Origin of the sequence: Propylenella binzhouense (assembly GCF_009866965.1) — a bacterium.
Taxonomy (GTDB): Bacteria; Pseudomonadota; Alphaproteobacteria; order Rhizobiales; family Afifellaceae; genus Propylenella; species Propylenella binzhouense.
Genome location: NZ_SPKJ01000050.1, coordinates 1 through 21,503 on the forward strand (window position 1 = coordinate 1; position 21,503 = coordinate 21,503).

At 69.7% G+C, this 21,503-nt stretch carries 24 protein-coding genes; 17 read left to right on the plus strand and 7 right to left on the minus strand.

Annotated features, from left to right (window positions below; translation table 11 throughout):
* The coding region (locus tag E4O86_RS14030) for a DUF4372 domain-containing protein (RefSeq protein ID WP_161141176.1) at positions 1-364 on the minus strand (364 nt) is incomplete at its 3' end.
* Positions 365-629: 265 nt separating this feature from the next.
* Positions 630-2,162 carry an acyl-CoA carboxylase subunit beta gene (locus tag E4O86_RS14035; RefSeq protein ID WP_161141177.1) on the minus strand — a complete coding sequence of 511 codons (1,533 nt, stop codon included), beginning with the start codon at positions 2,160-2,162 and terminating at the stop codon, positions 630-632.
* Positions 2,163-2,295: 133 nt separating this feature from the next.
* On the opposite strand from E4O86_RS14035, the gene E4O86_RS14040 reads away from it, so the two are divergent.
* From E4O86_RS14040 to E4O86_RS14065, 6 genes are all read left to right on the plus strand, one after another.
* Positions 2,296-2,667 carry a DUF4260 domain-containing protein gene (locus E4O86_RS14040; protein WP_161141178.1) on the plus strand — a complete coding sequence of 124 codons (372 nt, stop codon included), beginning with the start codon at positions 2,296-2,298 and terminating at the stop codon, positions 2,665-2,667.
* Positions 2,668-2,778: 111 nt separating this feature from the next.
* Complete coding sequence (locus E4O86_RS14045; protein ID WP_161141179.1) at positions 2,779-3,147, plus strand: DMT family protein; 369 nt, start codon at positions 2,779-2,781, stop codon at positions 3,145-3,147.
* Between the two features lie 7 nt (positions 3,148-3,154).
* Entirely contained in the window at positions 3,155-4,033 is an 879-nt protein-coding gene (locus E4O86_RS14050) for a 23S rRNA (adenine(2030)-N(6))-methyltransferase RlmJ (protein ID WP_161141180.1), read from the plus strand.
* A gap of 389 nt (positions 4,034-4,422) precedes the next feature.
* Entirely contained in the window at positions 4,423-5,382 is a 960-nt protein-coding gene (locus E4O86_RS14055) for a mitochondrial fission ELM1 family protein (protein WP_161141181.1), read from the plus strand.
* A gap of 19 nt (positions 5,383-5,401) precedes the next feature.
* Positions 5,402-6,370: a thioredoxin-disulfide reductase gene (gene trxB / locus E4O86_RS14060; protein WP_161141182.1), complete on the plus strand. Its 969-nt coding sequence runs from the start codon at positions 5,402-5,404 to the stop codon at positions 6,368-6,370.
* A 73-nt stretch (positions 6,371-6,443) separates the two neighbouring features.
* On the plus strand, positions 6,444-7,334 hold the full coding sequence (locus tag E4O86_RS14065) for a LysR family transcriptional regulator (RefSeq protein WP_161141183.1): 891 nt from the start codon (positions 6,444-6,446) through the stop codon (positions 7,332-7,334).
* A 36-nt stretch (positions 7,335-7,370) separates the two neighbouring features.
* On the opposite strand, the gene E4O86_RS14070 is transcribed toward E4O86_RS14065, so the two are convergent.
* Positions 7,371-9,422, minus strand: coding sequence for an elongation factor G (locus tag E4O86_RS14070; protein WP_161141184.1), 2,052 nt, complete (start codon positions 9,420-9,422; stop codon positions 7,371-7,373).
* Positions 9,423-9,676: 254 nt separating this feature from the next.
* Between E4O86_RS14070 and E4O86_RS14075 the strand changes: the two genes are divergently transcribed.
* The 3 genes from E4O86_RS14075 to E4O86_RS14085 are packed head-to-tail and all read left to right on the plus strand — an operon-like array spanning position 9,677 to position 11,329.
* Positions 9,677-10,108 carry a hypothetical protein gene (locus E4O86_RS14075; RefSeq protein WP_161141185.1) on the plus strand — a complete coding sequence of 144 codons (432 nt, stop codon included), beginning with the start codon at positions 9,677-9,679 and terminating at the stop codon, positions 10,106-10,108.
* On the plus strand, positions 10,105-10,749 hold the full coding sequence (locus E4O86_RS14080; protein WP_161141186.1) for a ribonuclease T2 family protein: 645 nt from the start codon (positions 10,105-10,107) through the stop codon (positions 10,747-10,749). Before E4O86_RS14075 ends, E4O86_RS14080 begins: the two co-directional genes overlap by 4 nt.
* Positions 10,750-10,756: 7 nt before the next feature.
* The gene (locus E4O86_RS14085; protein WP_161141187.1) at positions 10,757-11,329 is read left to right on the plus strand and encodes a DUF1176 domain-containing protein; all 573 of its coding nucleotides are present in this window, start codon (positions 10,757-10,759) and stop codon (positions 11,327-11,329) included.
* Between the two features lie 100 nt (positions 11,330-11,429).
* Here E4O86_RS14085 and E4O86_RS14090 read toward each other — a convergent pair whose 3' ends face one another.
* Positions 11,430-12,071, minus strand: coding sequence for an outer membrane protein (locus tag E4O86_RS14090; protein WP_161141188.1), 642 nt, complete (start codon positions 12,069-12,071; stop codon positions 11,430-11,432).
* Positions 12,072-12,286: 215 nt separating this feature from the next.
* Here E4O86_RS14090 and E4O86_RS14095 point away from each other — a divergent pair, with 215 nt between their 5' ends.
* The 5 genes from E4O86_RS14095 (at position 12,287) to E4O86_RS14115 (ending at position 16,656) form a co-directional block, all read left to right on the plus strand.
* A complete protein-coding gene (locus tag E4O86_RS14095; protein ID WP_161141189.1) occupies positions 12,287-13,108 on the plus strand; it encodes a glycosyltransferase family 2 protein in 822 nt (273 codons plus the stop codon).
* Between the two features lie 121 nt (positions 13,109-13,229).
* Positions 13,230-15,179: an excinuclease ABC subunit UvrC gene (gene uvrC, locus E4O86_RS14100; protein WP_161141190.1), complete on the plus strand. Its 1,950-nt coding sequence runs from the start codon at positions 13,230-13,232 to the stop codon at positions 15,177-15,179.
* Positions 15,180-15,302: 123 nt separating this feature from the next.
* Complete coding sequence (gene pgsA / locus E4O86_RS14105) at positions 15,303-15,914, plus strand: CDP-diacylglycerol--glycerol-3-phosphate 3-phosphatidyltransferase (RefSeq protein ID WP_246206398.1); 612 nt, start codon at positions 15,303-15,305, stop codon at positions 15,912-15,914.
* A 2-nt stretch (positions 15,915-15,916) separates the two neighbouring features.
* Positions 15,917-16,168: a molybdopterin converting factor subunit 1 gene (moaD, locus tag E4O86_RS14110; RefSeq protein ID WP_161141191.1), complete on the plus strand. Its 252-nt coding sequence runs from the start codon at positions 15,917-15,919 to the stop codon at positions 16,166-16,168.
* 5 nt (positions 16,169-16,173) lie between these two features.
* Positions 16,174-16,656 carry a molybdenum cofactor biosynthesis protein MoaE gene (locus E4O86_RS14115; RefSeq protein WP_343039164.1) on the plus strand — a complete coding sequence of 161 codons (483 nt, stop codon included), beginning with the start codon at positions 16,174-16,176 and terminating at the stop codon, positions 16,654-16,656.
* A 2-nt stretch (positions 16,657-16,658) separates the two neighbouring features.
* Here E4O86_RS14115 and E4O86_RS14120 read toward each other — a convergent pair whose 3' ends face one another.
* Positions 16,659-17,564, minus strand: coding sequence for a branched-chain amino acid aminotransferase (locus tag E4O86_RS14120; RefSeq protein ID WP_161141192.1), 906 nt, complete (start codon positions 17,562-17,564; stop codon positions 16,659-16,661).
* A 158-nt stretch (positions 17,565-17,722) separates the two neighbouring features.
* Here E4O86_RS14120 and E4O86_RS14125 point away from each other — a divergent pair, with 158 nt between their 5' ends.
* Genes E4O86_RS14125 through E4O86_RS14135 form a run of 3 tightly spaced genes read left to right on the plus strand, consistent with a single transcriptional unit; the run spans position 17,723 to position 20,436 of the window.
* Positions 17,723-18,250, plus strand: coding sequence for a MarR family winged helix-turn-helix transcriptional regulator (locus E4O86_RS14125; protein ID WP_161141193.1), 528 nt, complete (start codon positions 17,723-17,725; stop codon positions 18,248-18,250).
* Positions 18,247-18,966: a response regulator gene (locus E4O86_RS14130; RefSeq protein ID WP_343039165.1), complete on the plus strand. Its 720-nt coding sequence runs from the start codon at positions 18,247-18,249 to the stop codon at positions 18,964-18,966. The genes E4O86_RS14125 and E4O86_RS14130 overlap by 4 nt, the downstream gene beginning before the upstream one ends.
* Before the next feature lie 39 nt (positions 18,967-19,005).
* Positions 19,006-20,436 (plus strand): ATP-binding protein, encoded by a 1,431-nt coding sequence (locus E4O86_RS14135; protein WP_425500130.1) that lies wholly within the window; start codon positions 19,006-19,008, stop codon positions 20,434-20,436.
* Here the strand turns inward: E4O86_RS14135 and E4O86_RS14140 are convergent, their stop codons facing one another.
* Positions 20,437-20,793 (minus strand): tRNA-binding protein, encoded by a 357-nt coding sequence (locus tag E4O86_RS14140; protein ID WP_161141195.1) that lies wholly within the window; start codon positions 20,791-20,793, stop codon positions 20,437-20,439. It abuts the gene before it with no gap.
* Complete coding sequence (locus tag E4O86_RS14145) at positions 20,790-21,446, minus strand: TetR/AcrR family transcriptional regulator (RefSeq protein ID WP_161141196.1); 657 nt, start codon at positions 21,444-21,446, stop codon at positions 20,790-20,792. Before E4O86_RS14145 ends, E4O86_RS14140 begins: the two co-directional genes overlap by 4 nt.
* Positions 21,447-21,503 lie beyond the last annotated feature (57 nt).

Consider the following 21,503-nt stretch of genomic DNA (forward strand, 5'->3'; position numbering starts at 1 on the left):
CGATCAGGTAGACGGCCTCGCCCAGCTTCCGGCGCAGGCCCCGCTGCGCCTGGGCGAGAATGGCGGCGAACAGCCCGCCGAACACCGCACTCGGCCGCCGGGCGTTGGCGTCGGCCAGCGTCGAGCGCGCCGCCGGCCTGGCGCCCACATGGTAGAGGCGGGCGGCATGGCTCGCGAGCCCCTCGACGGTCTCGCGCAGGCTCACCGCCCCGGCAAGCTGCCCGTAGAGGAGCGCGATGAACTGGCTCTTCGTCGACAGCCGCCGCACGTGCTTGTCCGCCGCGTGTTCTTCCACCAGCCGCTCGAACACGCCCCACGGAACCTGCTTCAGGACATCGTGGAAAACGCTATTGTGATGCCGCACGGTGTTGCCCCCTGTCGTGTCCGGAAGACGCGCCAACGTCTGAACACGAGTAGAATCAACACCGTGCACCCAGTCCAGAAAATTAAACCGGACAGCAGTGGGCTTGACCCGGCGATCCAGAGAGCGGTCACGATGCGATCGTGTGACGCCGCCGTGGATGCCCGGTCGAGCCCGGGCAGGACGACCAGGGATGGGGCGGAGCACGGGAACGCAGCATGCGGCCGGCGGAGCGGGAGGCCCTCGCCCGAAGCGGAATGCGGCCGCCTCAGAGCGGGATGTTGTCGTGCTTCTTCCAGGGATTGGCGAGCTCCTTGCCGCGCAGCAGCCGGAGCGCGCGCGCCACGCGCCGGCGGGTCGAGTGCGGCATGATCACGTCGTCGACATAGCCGCGTTCGGCCGCCACGAAGGGGTTGAGGAAGCGGTCCTCGTAGCGCTGGGTGTGGGCGGCGATCCGCTCGGGGTCGTCGAGATCCTTGCGGTAGATGATCTCGACCGCGCCCTTGGCGCCCATCACCGCCACCTGCGCCGTCGGCCAGGCATAGTTGACGTCGCCGCGCAGGTGCTTCGACGCCATCACGTCATAGGCGCCGCCGAACGCCTTGCGCGTGATGACGGTGACCTTCGGGACGGTCGCCTCGGCATAGGCGAAGAGGAGCTTCGCGCCGTGCTTGATGAGCCCGCCATATTCCTGCGCGGTCCCGGGCAGGAAGCCCGGCACGTCGACGAAGGTGACGAGCGGGATGCCGAAGCAGTCGCAGAAGCGGACGAAGCGCGCCGCCTTGCGCGAGGCGTCGCTGTCGAGGACGCCCGCGAGCACCATCGGCTGGTTGGCGACCATCCCGACGGTGCGCCCCTCGATCCGGGCGAAGCCCACCACGATGTTCCCGGCATGCGCGGCCTGGATCTCGAAGAAGTCCTCCTCGTCGGCGACCTTAAGGATCAGCTCCTTGATGTCGTAGGGCCTGTTGGCGGAATCCGGCACCAGCGTGTCGAGCGAGCGGTCGATCCGGTCGCCGGCCGGCTCGGCCGGGATCTCGGGAAGCTCGGCGCGGTTGCTGAGCGGCAGGAACGCGAAGAGCCGCCTGATCCCGAGCAGCGCCTCGATGTCGTCGTCGAAGGCGCCGTCGGCGACCGACGACTTCACCGTGTGCACGGAGGCGCCGCCGAGCTCCTCCGGCGTCACCGTCTCGTTCGTCACCGTCTTCACGACGTCGGGCCCGGTCACGAACATGTAGCTCGTGTCGCGCACCATGAAGATGAAGTCGGTCATGGCCGGGGAATAGACGTCGCCGCCGGCGCAGGGCCCCATGATGACCGAGATCTGCGGGATGACGCCGGAGGCGAGCACGTTGCGCTGGAACACCTCGGCATAGCCGCCGAGCGCCGCCACGCCCTCCTGGATGCGCGCGCCGCCGGCGTCGTAGAGCCCGATGATGGGCACGCGGTTGCGGAGCGCCATGTCCTGCACCTTCTGGATCTTCTCCGCATGCGCCTCCGACAGCGAGCCGCCAAACACGGTGAAATCCTTGGCGAAGACGTAGACGGGCCGGCCGCCGATGGTGCCCCAGCCGGTCACCACGCCGTCGCCGGGGATCCGCGTCTCCTCCATGCCGAACTCGGCGCAGCGGTGCTCCACGAACATCCCGAATTCCTCGAACGAGCTTTCGTCGAGGAGGACCGCGATGCGCTCACGCGCGGTCAACTTGCCGCGACGGTGCTGCGCCTCGATCCGCGCCAAGCCCCCGCCCTGCCGCGCGGTTTCGCGCCGCGCCTCGAGCTCCGCCAGAACGTCGCGCATGCCGGGTCCTTTCCGTCCTCTCCGCGGCCGTGGTAGCACAGCCGCCGGCCCGCGCGGCAATCGGCACTTGGTCGGAACGCAGTCGGCCGCGACCGGCCGCCGACGGGGCGCCGCCGAGGACGGGAGATCCCCCATGCATCCGCGCCGGGTCGTCACGCTGCCGCTCAGGCTGGAAGGCCTCTTCATCGCGGCAATCGCGCTCTTCGTCTATGCGGTCGGCGGCACGAGCTGGTGGCTCTTCGCCCTCCTCTTCCTGGTGCCCGACCTCTCGATGCTCTGCTATCTCGCCGGCCCGGGCGCCGGCGCCGTCGGCTACAATGCCGTCCACACCTATGCCGCGCCCATCCTTCTCGGCGCGGCCGGCTGGTTCGGCAATCACGGCATGCTCATCACGCTCGCGCTGATCTGGACCGCCCATATCGGGATCGACCGCGCCCTCGGCTTCGGCCTCAAGCAGCCGACCGGCTTCCGCGACACCCATCTCGGCCGCATCGGGCGGGGCTGACGAAAGCGGGCTGGCAAGCGGCTTGCGCGCAAGGACGCGCATCGCCTCGCCCTTCCCGGCCGGCGCGCGCTGGTCTAGGAGCATGCGTCCGCCGCCCAGACCGCGAACGCGATGAACCCGAATGCCGTCCCGCCCGGCCTCGCCTGGCCCCAGCTTGCTCCGATCCTGCTCCTCTTCGCCTCGAACGTCTTCATGACGTTCGCCTGGTACGGTCATCTCCGCTTCAAGGCGGCGCCGCTCTGGGCCGCGGTGCTCGTGAGCTGGGGGATCGCCTTCTTCGAATACTGGCTCGCGGTGCCGGCGAATCGGATCGGCATCGCGGTCTACTCGCCGGTCGAGCTGAAGACGATCCAGGAGGTGATCACGCTCACCGTCTTCGCCGGCTTCTCCGTGTTCTGGCTGCGCGAGGCGCTGACGGTGAACCACATCGTCGGCTTCGCGCTGATCGCGGCCGGCGCCTATTTCGTGTTCCGCGCCTGAGCCGGCCGTGAACTACCGCCACGCCTTCCACGCCGGCAATTTCGGGGACGTGCTGAAGCATGTCGTGCTCGCGCGCATCCTGGAGCACCTGAAGGCGAAGCCGGCGCCGTTCCGCGTGCTCGACCTCCATGCCGGCACCGGCTTCTACGATCTCGCCGCCGCTGCCGCCGCGCGCACGGAAGAATGGACGGAGGGCGTCGGCCGGCTCTACGCGGAGGGCACGATGCGGCCGGTCGCGCTCGCCCCGGCCGTGGAGGCGCTGCTCTTGCCCTGGCGGCAGGCGATCGCCTCGGCCAATGACGGCGCCCGGCTCCTCCATTATCCGGGCTCGCCGGAAATCGCGCGCAGGCTGACGCGGAGCCAGGACCGGCTGATCCTGAACGAGCTCCATCCGGAGGATCACGGCACGCTCGCCGCGCGCTACGCCGCCGACCGCCGCATCCGCGTCACCGGCCAGGACGCCTGGGTCGCCGCCCGCGCCAACCTCCCGCCGCCGGAGCGGCGCGGGATCGTCATCGCCGATCCGGCCTACGAAGCTTCGGACGAGACGGCGAAGCTCCTGTCCGGGCTCGCGGAATCCCATCGGCGGTTCGCGACCGGGATCGTCTTCGCGTGGTACCCCGTCAAGGCGCAGGCCGACGCCAACGCGCTCGCCCGCCGCGTGGCCGCGCTCGGCCTGCCGAAGACGATCCGCATCGAGCTGACGGTCCGCCGCGCCGACGGCAAGCTGCGGATGAACGGCTCGGGCATCTTCGTCGTCAACCCGCCCTGGAGGCTCGAGGCCGAACTCCGCCAGATCCTGCCGGCGCTGCAGGCCCGCCTCGCGGATGCCGAGGCGCGCTTTCCGGGCGGCTGGCGGCTGGAGCCGCTCACCGGGGAGCGATAGAGCGGGGGGAGCGAAGGGCGGAAGCCGGGAGAGAGAATGCCGGACCCGAGGGGGCGGGTCCGGCAGGGAGCGAGGCCCACCGCGCGTGCGTGACGCACGGTGGGCTTCAAGGAGGGAACAGCTGGCTGTCTCATAACGCACGGTGGGGAGGGAGGAAGTCCGTGCGCCGTCGAGCCCGTCAGCTGCACGCTAGATGCGCTTCGGAAGCCGTCCGGGCAATCCGGTCTGCCGCATGCCAGCCATGCAATTTGCTCTCGGCTTGGGCATAAGCTCACATTTTAGGCACATTTTCTCCGGACGGACCGGCCCTTCCGCCAGCGTCCGAGCGCGGCTAAGCGAGTTGGGAATCCCTGAATGTCCGAGCTCCAGGAAAGGCGAGACCCCGCTTCATGGCGCAACCGGCGACGATCTGGGTGGTGACGGACGGCAAGGCCGGCGATCTTGCCCAAAGCGAAGGCCTGGCTGCCGCCCTCGGCGGCCGCGCGGAACGGCGCGACGTGCGCGCCCGGCGGCCATGGTCCTACCTCGCGCCCTGGGGACCGCCGGACCCTGCGGACGACCCCCGGCGGCCCGGATCCCGCTTCGCGCCGCCCTTTCCCGACATTGCGGTCGCGACCGGGCGGCGGGCCGTGCCCGTGCTCCGACGGCTCCACGCGGCCGGAAGCGAGCGGCCGTTCACGGTCTTCCTGAAGGATCCGCGCTGCGACCCCGCTGTCGCCGATCTCGTCTGGGTCCCCGAACACGACGCGCTCCGCGGCCCGAACGTGATCACGACGCTGACCGGCCCGCACCGGTTCTCCGCGGCGCGGCTTCGGGAGATCCGCAGAGCCCCGCCGCCCTTCGGCGCGCTTCCCCGCCCCCTTCTCGGCGTCATTCTCGGCGGGCCGGCGCGCGGAACGCGCTATTCGGAGGCCGATGTCGCGGGCCTCGCGGCGGCGCTCGAGCGTGCGCTCCCGACCGTCGGCAGCATCGTCGCGACGCCCTCCCGCCGTACGCCGGAGGCGCTCGCGGCTGCCGTGCGGGCGGTCGCCGGCCGGCGTCCCGGGCTCTTCTGGGACGGCACAGGCGAGAATCCCCTCCCCGCGCTTCTCGCGCTTTCCGACGCGCTCGTCGTGACCGGCGACAGCCACAACATGGTGAGCGAAGCGCTGGCGGCGGGCGTCCCGGTCCATGTCGTCCGTCCCACGGCGCTCAATCCCCGGATCGCCCGGTTCCTGGATCTCGCCGCAGAGCGGAAGCTGATACGGCCGCTCGCGGGCGGCCTCGCCTTCGGGCGCCAGGAGCCGGTCGACGCCACGCCGGAACTTGCCGCCCGCGTGCTCACCGCCTATTCCAGGTTCAGAGCCTGAATTCGAAACGGAAGCCGCCATGACTGCCGTCCATCACGCGCGTGTGCTCATCATCGGGTCCGGCCCGGCCGGATACACGGCGGCGATCTATGCCGCGCGCGCCCTTCTCGAGCCGGTGCTGATCGCCGGGCTGCAGCCCGGCGGCCAGCTCACCATCACCACCGACGTCGAAAACTATCCAGGCTTCGCGGACGTGATCCAGGGTCCCTGGCTGATGGAGCAGATGCGGCTCCAGGCCGAACATGTCGGAACCCGGATGGTCAGCGACACGGTGGTGGAGGCCGACCTCCGCACGAACCCGTTCCGGGTGAAGCTCGACAGCGGCGACACCTGGACGGCGGACGCCGTGGTCGTGGCGACCGGCGCCCAGGCGCGTTGGCTCGGCGTGCCATCGGAGGAGCGGTTCAAGGGCTTCGGCGTGTCGGCCTGCGCCACCTGCGACGGCTTCTTCTACAAGGGGAAATCCGTCCTCGTCGTGGGCGGCGGCAACACGGCCGTCGAGGAGGCACTCTATCTCGCCAATATCGCCGCGCATGTGACGATCGTGCACCGGCGCGACCGCTTCCGGGCCGAACGCATCCTGGAGGAGCGCCTCGCGGCCATGCAGAACGTCACGGTCCTCTGGAACACCGTGCTCGACGAGGTGGTCGGCAAGAGCGGGTTCCCGCCCGCGGTGACCGGGGCGAAGCTCCGCAACGTCCAGACCGGCGAGGTCTCGGAACTTTCCGTCGACGGCATCTTCATCGCCATCGGCCATGCGCCGGCGGTCGAGCTCTTCCGCGACCAGCTGCGCCTCAAACCGAACGGCTATCTCTGGACCGCGCCCGATTCGACGGCGACCAACATTCCCGGCGTGTTCGCCGCCGGCGACGTCACCGACGACGTCTTCCGGCAGGCCGTCACGGCGGCGGGACTCGGCTGCATGGCGGCGCTCGAAGCCGAGAAGTACCTCATGGGGCTCGAAACCGAGCGGCACGCCGCGGAATAGACGGCGCGACCGGAAGCGGCAGACCGGCCGTGGTGTGGAGGGCACCGGGGCCGGAACTGCAGGGGGGAGTTCCATGGACTGGGACAAGCTGAGGATTTTTCACGCGGCCGCGCAGGCCGGCTCGTTCACCCATGCCGGCGACGTGCTCAACATGAGCCAGTCGGCGGTGAGCCGGCAGGTGAGCGCGCTCGAACAGGAGCTCGGCACGCCGCTCTTCCACCGGCACGCCCGCGGCCTGATCCTCACCGAGGAGGGCGAGCTCCTGATGCGGACCGCCCAGGACGTGACGATGAAGCTCGAGGCGGTGCGGGCCCGGCTGCAGGATTCACGCGGGCAGCCCGGCGGCGTGCTGCGGGTGACGACGACGGTCGGCCTCGGCTCGACCTGGCTCGCCTCGCGCGTGAACGAATTCCTGGACCTCTATCCCGCGATATCGCTCCAGCTCATCCTCGACGACACGGAGCTCGACCTGACGATGCGGCAGGCGGACGTGGCGATCAGGCTGCGGGCGCCGACCCAGCCCGACTTCATCCAGCGCCGGCTCTTCACCGTGCACTTCCACGTCTATGCGTCGCCGGACTATCTGAAGCGCTTCGGCCAGCCGAAAACCGCCGAGGACCTCGACGAGCACCGCATCATCACCTTCGGCGAGAATGCGCCGACCTATCTGAGGGAGATGAACCGGCTGGCCATCACGGGGCGCGATCCGTCCAATCCGCGCACCGTCGTGTTCTCCGTGAACAATCTCGTCGCCATCAAGCGCGCCGTGGAGCGCGGGCTCGGCATCGCGGTGCTGCCCGACTACATCATCAATCCGGGCTCCACCCTCGTCACCGTCATGCCGGATGCGGAGGTGCCGAGCTTCGACACCTATTTCGTCTACCCGGCCGAGCTGAAGGATTCCGCCCGCGTGACGGCCTTCAGGGACTTCCTGCTCTCGAACGCGCGCCGCTGGAACTATTGAACCGATTCCTCCGGCGGGCGCGATGCCTGCGGCCGGTCAGGCCGCCTTCCTGCCGGCATGCGCCAGGACGTCGTCGGCAAGCCGGCCCTGCACCTCGGCGAGATGGTCGAACGCCGTCGTGAAGGTTCCAACGCCGGCCGTGGCGGAGCGCAGCTCGATGATGAGATCGGCCATCTCGGCTTCCGGGATCAGCGCCTCCACGACGTCCCAGCCGGCCCAGCCCGGCCGCGCGTCGTAGCCCATCAGCTGCCCCCGCCGGCTCGAGACGATCGCGTTCACCTTCGCGGTCGCCTCGCTCGGCACGGCCACGGAGACCCTGAGCACCGGCTCGAGCAGCACGGGCTGCGCATCGGGAAGCGCCTCGCGGATGCCGAGGATGGCGGCCATGCGGAAGGCCTGGTCGGAGGAATCGACCGGGTGGGCCGAGCCGTCGGTGAGCTTCACCGCGACGTCGACGACCGGGAAGCCGCCGAGCGGTCCGTTCTGCAGCGCCTCCCGCACGCCCGCCTCCACCGCGGGAACGTACTGCTTCGGAACCACGCCGCCGGTGATGGCGCTCGTGAACACGATTCCGGAGCCGCGCGGCAGCGGGGCCAGCTCGAGCACGACGTCGCCGAACTGGCCGTGCCCGCCGCTCTGCTTCTTGTGCCGGCCCCGCTTCGTGACCGAGCCGCGGATCGTCTCGCGATAGGCGACGGTCGCGCCGCGGACATCGATGCCGAGCCCGTATTTGCTGGCGAGCCGCTCGACGGCGACGCGAAGATGCATCTCGCCCTGGCCCCCCAGCAAGGTCTCGCCGGTATCCTGCCGGTGGGTGACGACGAGAGAGGGGTCCTCCTCCGACATGCGTGCGAGCGCCGCCGAGAGCTTGACCTCGTCCTTCCGCTCCGAAAGCTTCACGACCTTCTGCAGGACCGGCTGCTGGGGCTCCGGCACCGCGAGCGCCGGCACCGCCGCGCCGCGCCCGGCGAGCGTATCGCCGGTCCGGGCGGCGTCCAGCTTCCCGAGCGCAACGGTGTCGCCCCTTTCGGCCGCGCCGCGCTTGGTGACCTTCGTCCCGACGAGACGCTGGACGCCGCCGACCTTGCAAATCTCGCCGCGCGGCGTCACGAGTTCGGTCCCGTCCTCGACCCGCCCCGCCAGCACGCGGGCGAGGGAGAGCTTGCCGCCATGGGTGGTGTGGATCGTCTTCATGACCTGAACGACCGGGCCCGCGGCCTCCTCGAGCCCGAGCCGGCGGCAGGTCTCGGCGATGCCGGGCGTCTCGTGCCGGAGCGCCTTCAGAAGGCGCATGATGCCGTTGCCGTTCTGCGCCGAGCCGATGAAGACGGGCACGATCACGCCGTCGCGCATCTCGCGGACGAGATCGCCGAAGATCGCGTCCCGGGGCGGCTCGATCTCCTCCAGGAGCTGCTCCATGAGCGCATCGTCATGGTCGGCGAGCGTCTCGAGCATGGTGAAGCGCGCCTCCTTGCGGCGCGCCTCGTCGACGCCTGCGACCGAGATCACCTCGCTCGGCGCGTGCTCGCGGTAGACGAAGGCCCGATCGAGCGCGAGGTCGATGAACCCGGTGGCGATGCCGTCCTTCCAGATCGGGATCTGGCGGAGGACGAGCGGCGTGCGGGAGGCCGGCTGCAGGAGCGACAGCGCCTCGCGCACCCGCAGCGTGGCCCTGTCGATCTTGTTGAGGAAGAGGAGCCGCGGAATGCCGCGCTCCTCGAGCCCGCGCAGGATCACCTGCAGCGCCGGGATCTTCTTCTCGTCCGGCTCGGCAACCACGATGGCGGCATCGACCGCCGCGAGCACGGGCTCCATCTCGAAGCCGAACTCGACCGAGCCCGGGCAGTCGATGAAGGTGTAGTCGTCGCCCATGAAGGCGGAATCGGCCACGTTGCACTCGACGCTCATGGCGTGGAGGCGTGCCTCGCGCGAGCCGTCGCCGACGGTGTTGCCCGCCGTCACGGAGCCAGGCCTCTCCACGACGCCGTTGCGCGCCAGGATCTCCTCGAGCAGCGTCGTCTTGCCACTCGCGAAGGGCCCGACGATCGCGATGCATCTCGGACCGCTCGTGCGTGCGCTATCGGACATGCTGCCTCCCTGGTGCCCCCGTGCACCCCGGGCGGGCGTCTCTGGCCCCGCCGGGGCTGAGGATCTCCGTCGCTGGTGCGGCGTTCCCGCGGCCGCCGTGCCGCGAGCCCTGCCGCTCCAAAATCGTCTCAGTACCGGACTGTTTTGGCAAGGCCCGTCGATTCGCGCCGGCTCTGAAGCCGCCGCGCCGGCGGTTCCCTTTCCTTGATTTCGGCTCGCGCCCGCTTCATTCTCGGCGCGCCACGGAGGACCCGATGCGACTTCAATTTCTGCTCGCCGCTGCCGCGCTGTCCGCGCCTCTCCCGGCGCTCGCCGCCGATCTCGCGGTCGCGGTCGCGCCGGCCCCGGCCGCCATCGCCGCCCCGAGCCCCTGCGCCGACGCGAAAGTGGCCGGCACAATCATGGATCGCTTCGCCTGGGCCGAGCAGGCCACCTGGCACCGCGGATACGTGATCTCCCGGCTCGACTATCCGCGCGAGCGGCCCGACGCCTACCGGGCGTTCCGGACGATCCCGACGCAGTTCTGCGAGGCGACCGCGCTGATGACGGACGGCACGACGCGCACCGTCTACTACACGATCGAGATCCAGCAGGGTCTCGCCTCGATCGGGCGCGGGGTCGACTATTGCGTCCTCGGCCTCGATCCGTGGCACGTGCACGACGCGGCCTGCCGAACCGTCCGTTGAGGCGCGCGGCCCTCCCGCTCCTGGCCGCCATCCTCCTTGCGATCTCCGGCGGGCCGCTCTCGGCCGGAGGCCGCGCGGGCGCATTCGACTTCTACGTCCTCGCGCTGTCCTGGCACCCGACCTTCTGCGCCTCGGCCCGGGAGGACCGCAATCCGGGCTGCGACGACGGGGAGCGCGGCTTCGCGGTCCACGGTCTCTGGCCGCAATACGAGAACGGATACCCGGAATTCTGCGACTCGGACGAACCCGTCCGCGTGCCGCCCGGGCTCGCACGCAGCGTCGCCGATCTGATCCCCGACCCGGACGCCGCGGCGTGGCAGTGGCGCAAGCACGGGCGCTGCAGCGGGCTCGACCGGGACGGCTATTTCGCAGCGTTGCGCGCGGCATGGAACCGCATCCGGATCCCGCCCGCCCTCGCCCGCCCGGCCCCTGCCCTGCGCCTCTCGGCACGCGCGATCGAGCAGATGTTCGTCGCCGAGAATGCGGGCATGAGCGAGCGCGGCATCGCCGTCGCCTGCGCGAGCGGCCGGCTCTCCGAAGTGCGGATCTGCATGACGCGCGATCTCGCCTTCCGGCGTTGCCCGGAGGTCGACGAAAAGGGATGCTCCTCTCGCCGCCTTCAAGTCCCAGCAGCGAGGTGAAGCGGACATGCCCGGAACATCGCCCCTGTCGCCCAGGCTCCCTGCGGCCCTGCTTGCGCTGGCGCTCGCCGGCGGCGCGGCCGGCGCGCAGGAGGGCACCGGCGCTCCGGCGGAAGCGGGCGGCATCCCGCCCGATTCCACGATCGGAATGGTGCTCGCGAAGCATGCCGAATCGGGCTGCGAGGATCCCGGCTCGGAGCACATGAAGCGGATTCCGGGCCTCGTATCGACCCTGAGCCCGACCGCGACCCTCTTCGCCGTGCCCTGCACGGCGAGCGGTCCGAACACGACCTACCGGCTCTATGTGCGGGAAAGCGGCGAAGTCGGCGGCCTCGAGGTCCTGAAATTCGCGACCTGGACGCCGGACCACGGCTGGACGGGAACCGATCTCCTCTACAACATCGAGATCGAGGGCCCGCGGCTCCGCGCCCGCTTCAAGGCCGCGCCGAAGGGCGACTGCGGGACCTATGCGGAATGGACCTGGGCGGACTACGCCTACCGGCTCGACCGCTTCGCCGCGGAGCCGGACTGCCGGGGCCGCGCCGTCGCGGACTGGCCGATCGTCTATCCGCCGCAATGAGGCTTCGCGGCGCGTGCCGGCCGGGAGCCGGGCTGCCCGCAAGGAAAGGGCCCGGGTCGTCGACCCGGGCCCTCAGGTGGTCCGCTTGGGAGGGACTAGCTTAGAACTTGAAGCCGACGCCGGCCCGCACCGAATGCGTGCTGAGATCGCTCCTCGCCGGCCCGCCGAGGTTGAACGTCTTGTTCTCGTAGTCGGCGTAGCGGTACTCGACCCGCGCCGTGATGTTGTCGGTGACGAGCGCCTCGGCGCCGACACCCGCGGTCCAGCCCCACAGGGTCTTGTCCTGGCTCGCGCCGCCGCTCTTCAGCTCGACATTCGTCACGGCCGCACCGCCGGTGCCGTAAAGCAGGAAGTTGTCGAGGGCGATGCCGGCGCGCGCACGGAGCGACCCGTTCCAGCCCTGCTCGACGCCGAGCCCGCCATTGTCGTCCTTCACGCCCGAGGCGAGGACATCGCCTTCGACGCCGACCACAAACTGATCGAACTGGTAGTTGGCGCCGGCATACGCACCGCCGTCGATGCCATCGGAATCGACGTTCCCGACCGCGTTGGTGTCGCTGTCGCCCCAGGTATATCCAAGCAGGGCACCGATATAGAAGCCCGACCAGGTCGGCGCCGGTGCCGCGACAGGCATGACGGCCGGAGCCGGCGGAACGGGCTCGGGGGTGCCCAGGTCGGCCGCGAGGGCCGGAGCGGCAACCGCAGAAAGGGCAGCAGCCGTCACGAGAGCACGAATACGCATACCAAACCTCCTAATGCCCGGGTGATCGCGAACGAATGCGACCGGAAGGCGCTGTGTTCCATCCCGGGAACCTGTATCTAGATTGTGAGCCGAGGCCGTCGAGACCAGGGCAGAAACGTGACCATGCTCGGGAATGCGGGCTCTGTTGCGCTGCCGCAACAAACCGTTAGACGGCACACGAAATCCCGTTTGAAGCCAGGAAGCCGGTTCCGCCATTGCCGCTGCCCATCTCCATCTTCATCATCACCCGTAACGAAGGCGACCGGCTGGGCAGGACGCTCGCCGCCGTCCGCCACCTGAGCGACGACATCGTCGTCGTCGATTCCGGCTCCACGGACGACACGGTCGCGGTCGCCGCGCGCTTCGGCGCCAGGGTGATCCGGAACGACTGGGTGGGGTACGGGCCGCAGAAGCGCTTCGCCGAGGAGCAATGCCGGCACGACTGGCTCCTCAACCTCGACGCGGACGAAGTGGTCCAGCCGCGGCTGGCCGGCGCCATCGCGGCGCTCTTCTCCGCCGGCCCGCCGCCGCTCGCGCTCTACCGGATCAGGATCAAGACGGTCTATCCCGGCCGGACCCGGCCGCGGCCGCTGGCCGACACGATCGCCCCCGTGCGGCTCTACGACCGGCGGCGGGCGCGCTACTCCCCGAGCCTCACGGACGACCGCGTCGTCGGCGGCAAGCTCCCGAGCGCGGTCCTGCCGGGCGCCGTCTGGCACTATTCCTTTCGCAGCATGGACCACATCCGGGACAAGCTCGAAGGCTATGCCGCGCTGCAGGTCCACGAGAAGGTGCCCGGACGCTCGACCCTCTTTCTCCGGACGCGGCTGCTGACCGAGCTGCCGGCCCAGTTCCTGCGCTACTACCTTTTCCGACGCCACGTCACCGGCGGGCGGGTCGGTGCCCGCTACGCCTTCGAGCACGCGCGGGCGAAGCGGAAGCGGATCGAGCGGTTCCTCCTGGCGCTCAAGGCGACGCCGGCCGCGGAGATCCGGCCGCCGCCGCGCCGGGTGGACGAATCCGAACCGGCCGACTAAATGCCATAGGCAGGTTCCCGCATGCCGGCGGGCCCTTTCCCGACGATCAGGACGAACGCGAGGCGGACCGCCGGCACTGACCGGACGGCCGGCGCCCGACCAGGGCAGCGCCAAGAGAACGATGGAAGCCCCGAAGGAAATCGACGGAACGATCGCAGCGGCCGGAGCCGGGATCGCCTGGGAGCCGGCCGAGGCCGCGGCCGCGCCCGGCCCGGACGCGATCGCCGCCGCCGTCCGCACCTTGCCCAACGCGCCCGGCGTCTACCGGATGATGAACACCAAGGGCGACGTGCTCTATGTCGGGAAGGCGCGCAGCCTGAAGAAGCGCGTGCAGAGCTACACGCGCATCGGCGGGCAGAACAACCGGATCGCGCGGATGATCGCAGCCACCTCGGCGATGGACTTCGTCCGCACGCGCACCGAGACCGAGGCGCTGCTGCTCGAAGCGAACCTCATCAAGCGCCTGCGGCCGCGCTTCAACGTCCTGCTCCGTGACGACAAGTCCTTCCCCTACATCCTGATCACCGGCGACCACGCGGCGCCGGCGATCCTGAAGCACCGCGGGGCGCGCCGGCAGAAGGGGAGCTATTTCGGCCCGTTCGCCTCGGCCGGCGCGGTCGGCCGGACCATCAACGCCCTCCAGAAGGCGTTCCTGATCAGGACCTGCTCCGATTCCGTCTACGAGAGCCGGACGCGGCCCTGCCTGCTCCATCAGATCAAGCGTTGCTCCGCCCCCTGCACGGGCGAGATCTCGCTCGAGGCGTACGGCCTGCTCGTCGAGGAGGCGAAGGCGTTTCTCTCCGGCGCCAGCAGCAAGGTGAAGACCGATCTCGCGCAGCAGATGGAATCGGCATCCGAAGCGCTCGATTTCGAGCGCGCGGCGATCTACCGGGACCGGCTCGCCGCCCTTTCGCACGTGGAATCGCACCAGGAGATCAATCCGCAGGGCATCGAGGAGGCCGACGTGTTCGCCGCCCACCAGGACGGCGGCATGGTCTGCATCCAGGTGTTCTTCTTCCGCACCGGCCAGAACTGGGGCAACCGCGCCTACTTCCCGCGCGCCGACAAGTCGATGGAGACGGGCGAGATCCTGCAGTCCTTCATCGCGCAGTTCTACGACGACAAGCCCGTGCCACGCCTCGTCATCGCCTCGGAGGATTTCGAGGAGCGCGGGCTGCTCGAGGCGGCGCTCCGCGAGCGCGCCGGCCACAGGGTCGAGGTCAGCGTTCCGAAGCGCGGCGAGAAGCTCCGGCTCGTCCAGCACGCCCTGACGAATGCCCGCGAGGCGCTCGGCCGCAAGCTCGCCGAAACGTCGAGCCAGGAGCGCCTCCTCGCCGGGCTGGCCGACGCCTTCGCCCTGCCCCGCCGGCCGAACCGCATCGAGGTCTACGACAACAGCCACATCATGGGGGCGCACGCCGTCGGCGCGATGATCGTCGCGGGCCCGGAGGGCTTCGCGAAGTCGCACTACCGGAAGTTCAACATCCGGGCGGAGGACCTCACGCCGGGCGACGATTTCGGCATGATGCGCGAAGTGCTGACGCGGCGGTTCGCGCGGCTCCTGAAGGAATCGCCGCGCCAGCCGGACCCGGCCGGCGAAGCGGGCGAGAGCAACTGGCCGGACCTCGTGGTGATCGACGGCGGCAAGGGCCAGCTTTCCGCCGCCCTGGACGTGCTCGCCGGGCTCGGCATCGCCGACCTCCCGATCGTCTCGATCGCCAAGGGACGGGACCGCGAGTCCGGGCGCGAGACCTTCCACATGCCGGGCCGCGAGCCCTTCCTGCTGCCGCACCGGGACCCGGTCCTCTATTTCGTCCAGCGCCTCAGGGACGAAGCCCACCGGTTCGCGATCGGCTCCCACCGCGTGCGCCGCGCCAACGCCATGAAGGCCAACCCGCTCGACGAGATCGACGGCATCGGCCCGACGCGCAAGCGGGCCCTCCTCCACCATTTCGGAACGGCCAAGGCTGTGAGCCGCGCGGGCATCGAGGATCTGATGGCGGTCAAGGGAATCTCGCAGGCGGTCGCCGAAAGCATCTACGATCACTTCCACGAGGGCTCTGAACGGTAGCCCGGAGCGAGGCCGGAAGGCAGCCGGTTGCGAAACCGGCCGCGCACGCCGACATGAGGTCGTCACCGAACGAAACTATGGGTGGGCTTGACCGGCTCCGATCCCGATGATGATGGTGCGCGCATGACGGTTCCGATGCAGGAAGCCGGCCGCGGACAGCAGGTCCACGAGCACGCTCTCTCCTTGCCCAACCTCCTCACCTACGGGCGGATCGCCGCGGCGCCGCTGGTCGGCGCGACCTTCTTCGTGGAAGGCAATGCCGGCCACTGGATGGCCTTCACGATCTTCGCCCTGGCGAGCATCACCGATTACGTCGACGGCTATCTCGCCCGCGCCTGGGAGCAGCAGTCGGTGCTCGGGCGCATGCTCGATCCGATCGCCGACAAGCTGCTCGTGGCGGTCTCGATCCTGGTGCTCGTCGCGAACGGCATGCTGGCGGGGCTCTCGATATGGGCCGCCATCATCGTGCTGATGCGCGAGATCTTCGTGTCGGGCCTGCGGGAGTTCCTCGCGGAGCTCCGCGTCAGCGTGCCGGTCACCAAGCTCGCCAAGTGGAAGACCACGATGCAGCTCGTGGCGATCGCCGCACTTCTCGTGGCCCCCGCGCTGCAGGGCGCGAAGAGCGGATATATCATCGATCTCGGCCTCACCTTCTTCTGGGCCGCCGCGATCGTCACGCTCTATACGGGCTACGACTATTTCCGCGCCGGCCTCCGCCACATCGTCCAGGAGTAGGCATGCGCATCCGCTATTTCGCCTGGGTCCGCGAACGCGTCGGCAGCCCGGAGGAGACGATCGAGCTTCCGGAGGGGATCGCGAGCGTGCGCGACCTCATCGCCTGGCTCGCCGGCCGCGACGAGGGTCACGCCGCCGCCTTCGCCGAACCTGACGTGATCCGCGCCGCGATCGACCTCGAACATGTCGACCACGACACCCCGCTCGCCGGCGCGCGCGAGGTCGCCTTCTTTCCGCCCATGACGGGAGGCTGACCGGCGTGCCGGAATGGAAGCCCGCGATCCGCGTGCAGCCGGAGCCGTTCGACGCCGCGGCGGAAGCGCGGAGAATGACCGAAGGGCGCAAGGATCTCGGCGCGCTCGTCTCCTTCGTCGGCCTCTGCCGGGACGAGGGCGGCACGCTCGAAGCGCTGGAGCTCGAGCACTATCCGGGCATGGCCGAAGAGGCGATCGGCGCGATCGCCCGTGAGGCGGCCGAGCGGTGGCCCGTCGCGGCGATCACGATCATCCACCGTTACGGCCGAATCGCGCCGGGCGAGCCGATCGTCGTCGTGCTCGCCGCTTCCGCGCACCGGGAGGCGGCGTTCGAGGCGGCCTCCTTCCTGATGGACTTTCTGAAGACGCGCGCGCCGTTCTGGAAGAAGGAGCATCGCCGGGATGCGGGGCCCGGCGATTGGGTCGCCGCCAAGGCGAGCGACGATGCCGCGGCCGGCCGCTGGCGGCCGGCGCGCGGCGCGAAATAGGCTCAGGCCGCTTCCGACTTCCGGCTCGCCGCCGGCTTCTGCTGGACCTCGGCCATGTAGTCCTCGAACATCACCCGGCAGACCTCGCCCGGGGCGAACTTGTACGGACCGATCTCGCCGACCGGCGTGACCTCGGCCGCCGTCCCGGTGATGAAGCACTCCTCGAAGTCCTCCATCTCGGCCGGCAGGATGCGCCGCTCGACCACGTCGATGCCCCGCCGGCGCGCGAGATCGATCACCGTCTGCCGCGTGATGCCGTCCAGGAAGCAGTCGGCCGTCGGGGTGTGGATCGCACCGTCCTTCGTGAAGAAGACGTTCGCTCCGGTGCACTCCGCCACCCGGTCCTGCCAGTCGAGCATCAGCGCGTCGGCATAGCCCTTGCGCTCCGCCTGGTGCTTGGAGATCGTGCAGATCATGTAGAGGCCGGCGGCCTTGGAGCGCGACGGAGCCGTGCGCGGGTCTGGCCGACGGTACTCGGCGATGTCGAGGCGAATGCCCTTCAGCCGCTGTGCCGGGTCGAAATAGGACGGCCACTCCCAGGCCGCGATCGCGACGTTGATCCGGTTCGTCTGCGCCGCGACGCCCATCATCTCGCTGCCGCGCCAGGCGACCGGCCGAAGATAGGCATCCGAGAAGCCATTCACCTCGAGGACCAGCTTCTTGGCCTCGTCGATCTCCTCGGCGCTGTAGGGAACGCTGAAATCCAGGAGGCGCGCAGATTCGTGCAGGCGGATGCTGTGCTCGCGGCTCTTGAAGACCACGCCGCCATAGGCGCGCTCGCCCTCGAACACGCAGCTGCCGTAGTGCAGGCCGTGGCTCAGCACATGCAGCTTGGCGTCCGACCAATCCACGAGATCGCCATTGTACCAGATCTTGCCTGTCATCGAATCGAAGGGAACACCGGCCATCGCCGTCTCCTCATGCTGGGCAGTTGAGCTGCCTCTGCGTCGCGGCCGAGCCGATTGCGCGCTACCGCAATTTGCGCAAACTGCCGGAGAAGGTTACGCCTTCGTGGTCTACGGCGCGAGACTTGCTTTAGCTAACCAGCCGGGCGAAATATGTCAACATGACTGACGTAACTGCGACGGTACGGCCGGCCGGCAAACCGACGGCGATCTCCGGTGAGCTCGCCGGAGACCAGGCGGTCGATCTCATCGAGCTCCTGTTCTTCGCCTACCGGGACTTCACCTCGGATCCGGACGTCATCCTCGCCCAGTACGGGTTCGGCCGCGCGCATCATCGCGTGCTCCATTTCGTCGCGCGCAATCCCGGCCTCACCGTCGCGGACCTGCTCGAAATCCTGAAGATCACCAAGCAGAGCCTCGGCCGCGTACTGAAGCAGCTCATCGATTCCGGCTTCATCGAGCAGCGGACCGGATCGGAGGACCGCCGCCAGCGCCTGCTCTATGCCACGAACGCGGGCATCACGCTCGCGCGGCGGCTGGCCGAGCCGCAGTCGAAGCGGATCCGGGCGGCGCTCGCCGGCCTTCCCGCCGGAGGCCGCGAGACCGTGGCACAGTTCCTCTTCGGCATGGTCGACGCGCCCGGCCGCTCGCGTGCGGCCGCGCTCGCGCGCATGGGCCGCAAGCCGTGAGTGGGTACGGGCTGCAGGAACGGGCATCCGGGCTCCCGGACGACGCCGCGCACCTGCTGGTGATCGACGACGACAGCCGCATCCGCAACCTCCTCACGAAGTTCCTCGGAAGCAACGGCTTCCGCGTCACGGCCGCGGGCTCGGCCGCGGAGGCGCGCCGCCAGCTCGACCACATCTCCTTCGACCTGCTGGTGGTCGATGTCATGATGCCGGGGGAATCCGGGCTCGAGCTGACGAGGAGCCTGCGTGCGAATTCGGACGTCCCGGTCCTCATGCTGACCGCCCGCGGCGAGGCCCGCGACCGCATCGAGGGCCTGGAAACCGGTGCCGACGACTATCTCGCCAAGCCGTTCGAGCCGCGCGAGCTGCTGCTGCGGATCAACAATATCCTCAGGCGCGGAACCGTGCCGCCGAGCCCCGCCATCGACGAGGTCCGCTTCGGGCCCTTCGTATTCCACATCCAGCGCGGCGAACTGAAGAAGGGCGGCGAGTTCGTCCGCATCACCGAGCGCGAGCGCGAGATGCTCCGCCTCCTCGCCTCGCGGCCGGGCGACACGATCCGCCGCTACGAGTTCCTGGGCGAAGGCGGCAATGGCGGCGAGCGGACCGTCGACGTCCAGATCAACCGGCTGAGGCGAAAGATCGAAGGCGATCCGTCGAACCCGATCCACCTGCACACCGTCCGCGGCATTGGCTATCGTCTGCTCGTCGACTAGCCCGCGCCACCGGCCGGCGCGCGGAGAGGGGCCGCCGCGATGGCGCTGATGGGTGACATCGGAACGAGGATCCAGGCGACCGCCCGGCCGCTCGGCCGCCTTGCAGGCGGGATCGCGGGCCGCGCCGGAATCGTCCTGCGTCCCCTCGGCCGCTTCGGGGGCGCGCTCACCCGGCGCCTTCCGAAGGGACTCTTTGCCCGTTCCATCCTGATCGTGGTGACGCCGATCGTGCTGCTGCAGTCGGTGATCGCCTACGTCTTCATGGAACGGCACTGGCAGATGGTCACCCGGCGCCTCTCCGGGGCGGTGACGCGCGACATCGCCGCGATCATCGAGATCATCGAGACCTATCCCCAGGACCCGCGCTTCGCGACCATAAGCCGGATCTCGGCGGAGACGTTCAACCTGACCATTTCGGTGCTGCCGCCGGATCCGCTCCCGCCGGCCGCGCCGAAGCCGTTCTTCTCCCTCCTCGACCGCACGCTCTCGGAGGAGATCACGAACCGCATCGGCCGGCCGTTCTGGATCGACACGGTCGGCAATTCGGACATGGTCGAGATCCGCATCAAGCTCGACGACCACGTGCTGCGCGTGTTCGCGCCGCGCCACCAGGCCTATGCGTCGAATTCGCACATCTTCCTGGTCTGGATGGTGGTGACCTCGCTCATCCTCATCGCCATCGCCCTCCTCTTCCTGCGAAACCAGATCAAGCCCATCCTCCGCCTCGCCCATGCCGCCGAGGCGTTCGGGCGCGGCCGGCCGGTCGGCGAGTTCCAGCCCCGGGGCGCCCGCGAGGTCCGCCAGGCGAGCGAGGCCTTCATCGACATGCGGGAGCGGATCGAACGGCACGTCGAACAGCGGACGATCATGCTGTCGGGCGTGAGCCACGACCTCAGGACGATCCTCACCCGCTTCAAGCTGGAGCTGGCGATGCTCGGGGACGGGCCCGAGATCGACGCGCTCCGCGGCGACGTCGACGAGATGAGCCGGATGCTCGAGGATTATCTCGCCTTCGCCAAGGGCGACGCCGCGGAGCCCGCCGTGGCGATCGACATTGCGGCCGAGCTCGAGGATATCGCGGAGGCCGCCCGCCGCTCCGGCCATGCCGTCGAGATCACCTTCTCGGGCGAGCCGACGATCGTCGCCCGCGCGGTCGCCTTTCGTCGCTGCCTCGCCAATCTCGTCGGCAATGCCGGCAAGCATGCGAGCCGTATCAGGGTCGATGCGCACCACGAGGCAGGCTGGCTCACGATCATCGTCGACGACGACGGCCCCGGCATTCCGCAGCAGCACCGGGAATCCGTCTTCCGGCCGTTCTACCGGCTCGACGAGGGCCGCAACGTCGATGCCGGCGGAAGCGGCCTCGGCCTCACCATCGCCCGCGACGTGGCGCGCAGCCACGGCGGCGACATCACCCTTTCCGACAGCCCGCTCGGCGGTCTCCGGGCGACGCTCCGGATTCCGGCCTGATCAATAGAGGCGGCCGCCGACGGGGACCTCCTTGTCGGGCACGAGCAGCACGACCTCGCCCTCCTCGTCTGGCACGCCGAGCGTCAGCACCTCCGACATCATCGGCCCGATCTGCCGTGGCGGGAAGTTGACGACGGCCATCACCAGGCGGCCCACCAGGTCCTCCGGCCGGTAGTGCTTCGTGATCTGGGCGGACGACTTCCTGCGTCCGATCGCCTCGCCGAAATCGATCACGAGCCGGATCGCGGGCTTGCGCGCCTCCGGAAAGGGCGTCGCCTCGACCACGCGCCCGACGCGGATGTCGACCTTCAGGAAGTCGGGGAAGGCGATCGTCCCCGCCGGCGCAGGACCGCTCAAGACGGATGCCCCTCGGCGAGATCGGTATCCGTGTCGTCGGCCGCGCGGCGGGACGGCGGACGCCGCCCCCGGAGGAAGCGGTCCAGCCGGTCGAACCGGATCGCCGCGCGCTCGGCGCGGCGCAGCCTGCGATCGAGCTCCGCCATGGTGCGGGCAAGGCCCGGATCCGTGTCGTCGAGGAACACGCGCATGACCTGCGACCACATCACCGCCAGCGCCTGCGCCCGTGCGGCGCCGCGAATGCCGGTCGCCGGCAGCCCGGCCGCGGTCAGCATCCAGCTCATGGAGCGCACCGTCATGCGGTTGAGCTCGAGCGCGAGGAGCGGATCGCGGAACGCGGCTTGGGCGAGCCCGCGGATCGCCGCGCGATGGGGCAGGAGCGCCTCGATCCGCGCGAAGAGGATATCGAAGAGCCGCTCGCGGGGCGCCTCCTCGGCAAGCTCGGGATCGCGCGCGGCGAGCACCTGCTCGTCGATGCCGCGCACGAACGCGTCGAGGATCGCGATGCGGCCGTCGAAGGCGGAGCGGAGCGCCTGCAGCGTGACGCCCGCGCGATCGGCGATCGCCTCGAGCGTAACCTCGTCCCAGCGTCGCTCGGCGGCGAGCGCCAGAAGCGTCTGGACAATGCGCTGGCGCAACTTGGCGGTGGCCATCCCATGCCTCCCTCGTCTGCGGTCCGCCGCGTTGAACAGGAGCCGGAACGCGCCGTC

Coding starts and splice junctions, on each gene's coding strand:
- E4O86_RS14055 (WP_161141181.1), top strand. CDS start 4,423: ATGGCGCAACCGGCGACGATCTGGGTGGTGACGGACGGCAAGGCCGGC.
- moaD (WP_161141191.1), top strand. CDS start 15,917: ATGCGCATCCGCTATTTCGCCTGGGTCCGCGAACGCGTCGGCAGCCCG.
- E4O86_RS14135 (WP_425500130.1), top strand. CDS start 19,006: ATGGCGCTGATGGGTGACATCGGAACGAGGATCCAGGCGACCGCCCGG.
- E4O86_RS14070 (WP_161141184.1), bottom strand. CDS start 9,422: ATGTCCGATAGCGCACGCACGAGCGGTCCGAGATGCATCGCGATCGTC.
- E4O86_RS14145 (WP_161141196.1), bottom strand. CDS start 21,446: ATGGCCACCGCCAAGTTGCGCCAGCGCATTGTCCAGACGCTTCTGGCG.
- E4O86_RS14035 (WP_161141177.1), bottom strand. CDS start 2,162: ATGCGCGACGTTCTGGCGGAGCTCGAGGCGCGGCGCGAAACCGCGCGG.
- E4O86_RS14090 (WP_161141188.1), bottom strand. CDS start 12,071: ATGCGTATTCGTGCTCTCGTGACGGCTGCTGCCCTTTCTGCGGTTGCC.
- E4O86_RS14085 (WP_161141187.1), top strand. CDS start 10,757: ATGCCCGGAACATCGCCCCTGTCGCCCAGGCTCCCTGCGGCCCTGCTT.
- uvrC (WP_161141190.1), top strand. CDS start 13,230: ATGGAAGCCCCGAAGGAAATCGACGGAACGATCGCAGCGGCCGGAGCC.
- pgsA (WP_246206398.1), top strand. CDS start 15,303: ATGACGGTTCCGATGCAGGAAGCCGGCCGCGGACAGCAGGTCCACGAG.
- E4O86_RS14045 (WP_161141179.1), top strand. CDS start 2,779: ATGAACCCGAATGCCGTCCCGCCCGGCCTCGCCTGGCCCCAGCTTGCT.
- trxB (WP_161141182.1), top strand. CDS start 5,402: ATGACTGCCGTCCATCACGCGCGTGTGCTCATCATCGGGTCCGGCCCG.
- E4O86_RS14075 (WP_161141185.1), top strand. CDS start 9,677: ATGCGACTTCAATTTCTGCTCGCCGCTGCCGCGCTGTCCGCGCCTCTC.
- E4O86_RS14125 (WP_161141193.1), top strand. CDS start 17,723: ATGACTGACGTAACTGCGACGGTACGGCCGGCCGGCAAACCGACGGCG.
- E4O86_RS14065 (WP_161141183.1), top strand. CDS start 6,444: ATGGACTGGGACAAGCTGAGGATTTTTCACGCGGCCGCGCAGGCCGGC.
- E4O86_RS14040 (WP_161141178.1), top strand. CDS start 2,296: ATGCATCCGCGCCGGGTCGTCACGCTGCCGCTCAGGCTGGAAGGCCTC.
- E4O86_RS14120 (WP_161141192.1), bottom strand. CDS start 17,564: ATGGCCGGTGTTCCCTTCGATTCGATGACAGGCAAGATCTGGTACAAT.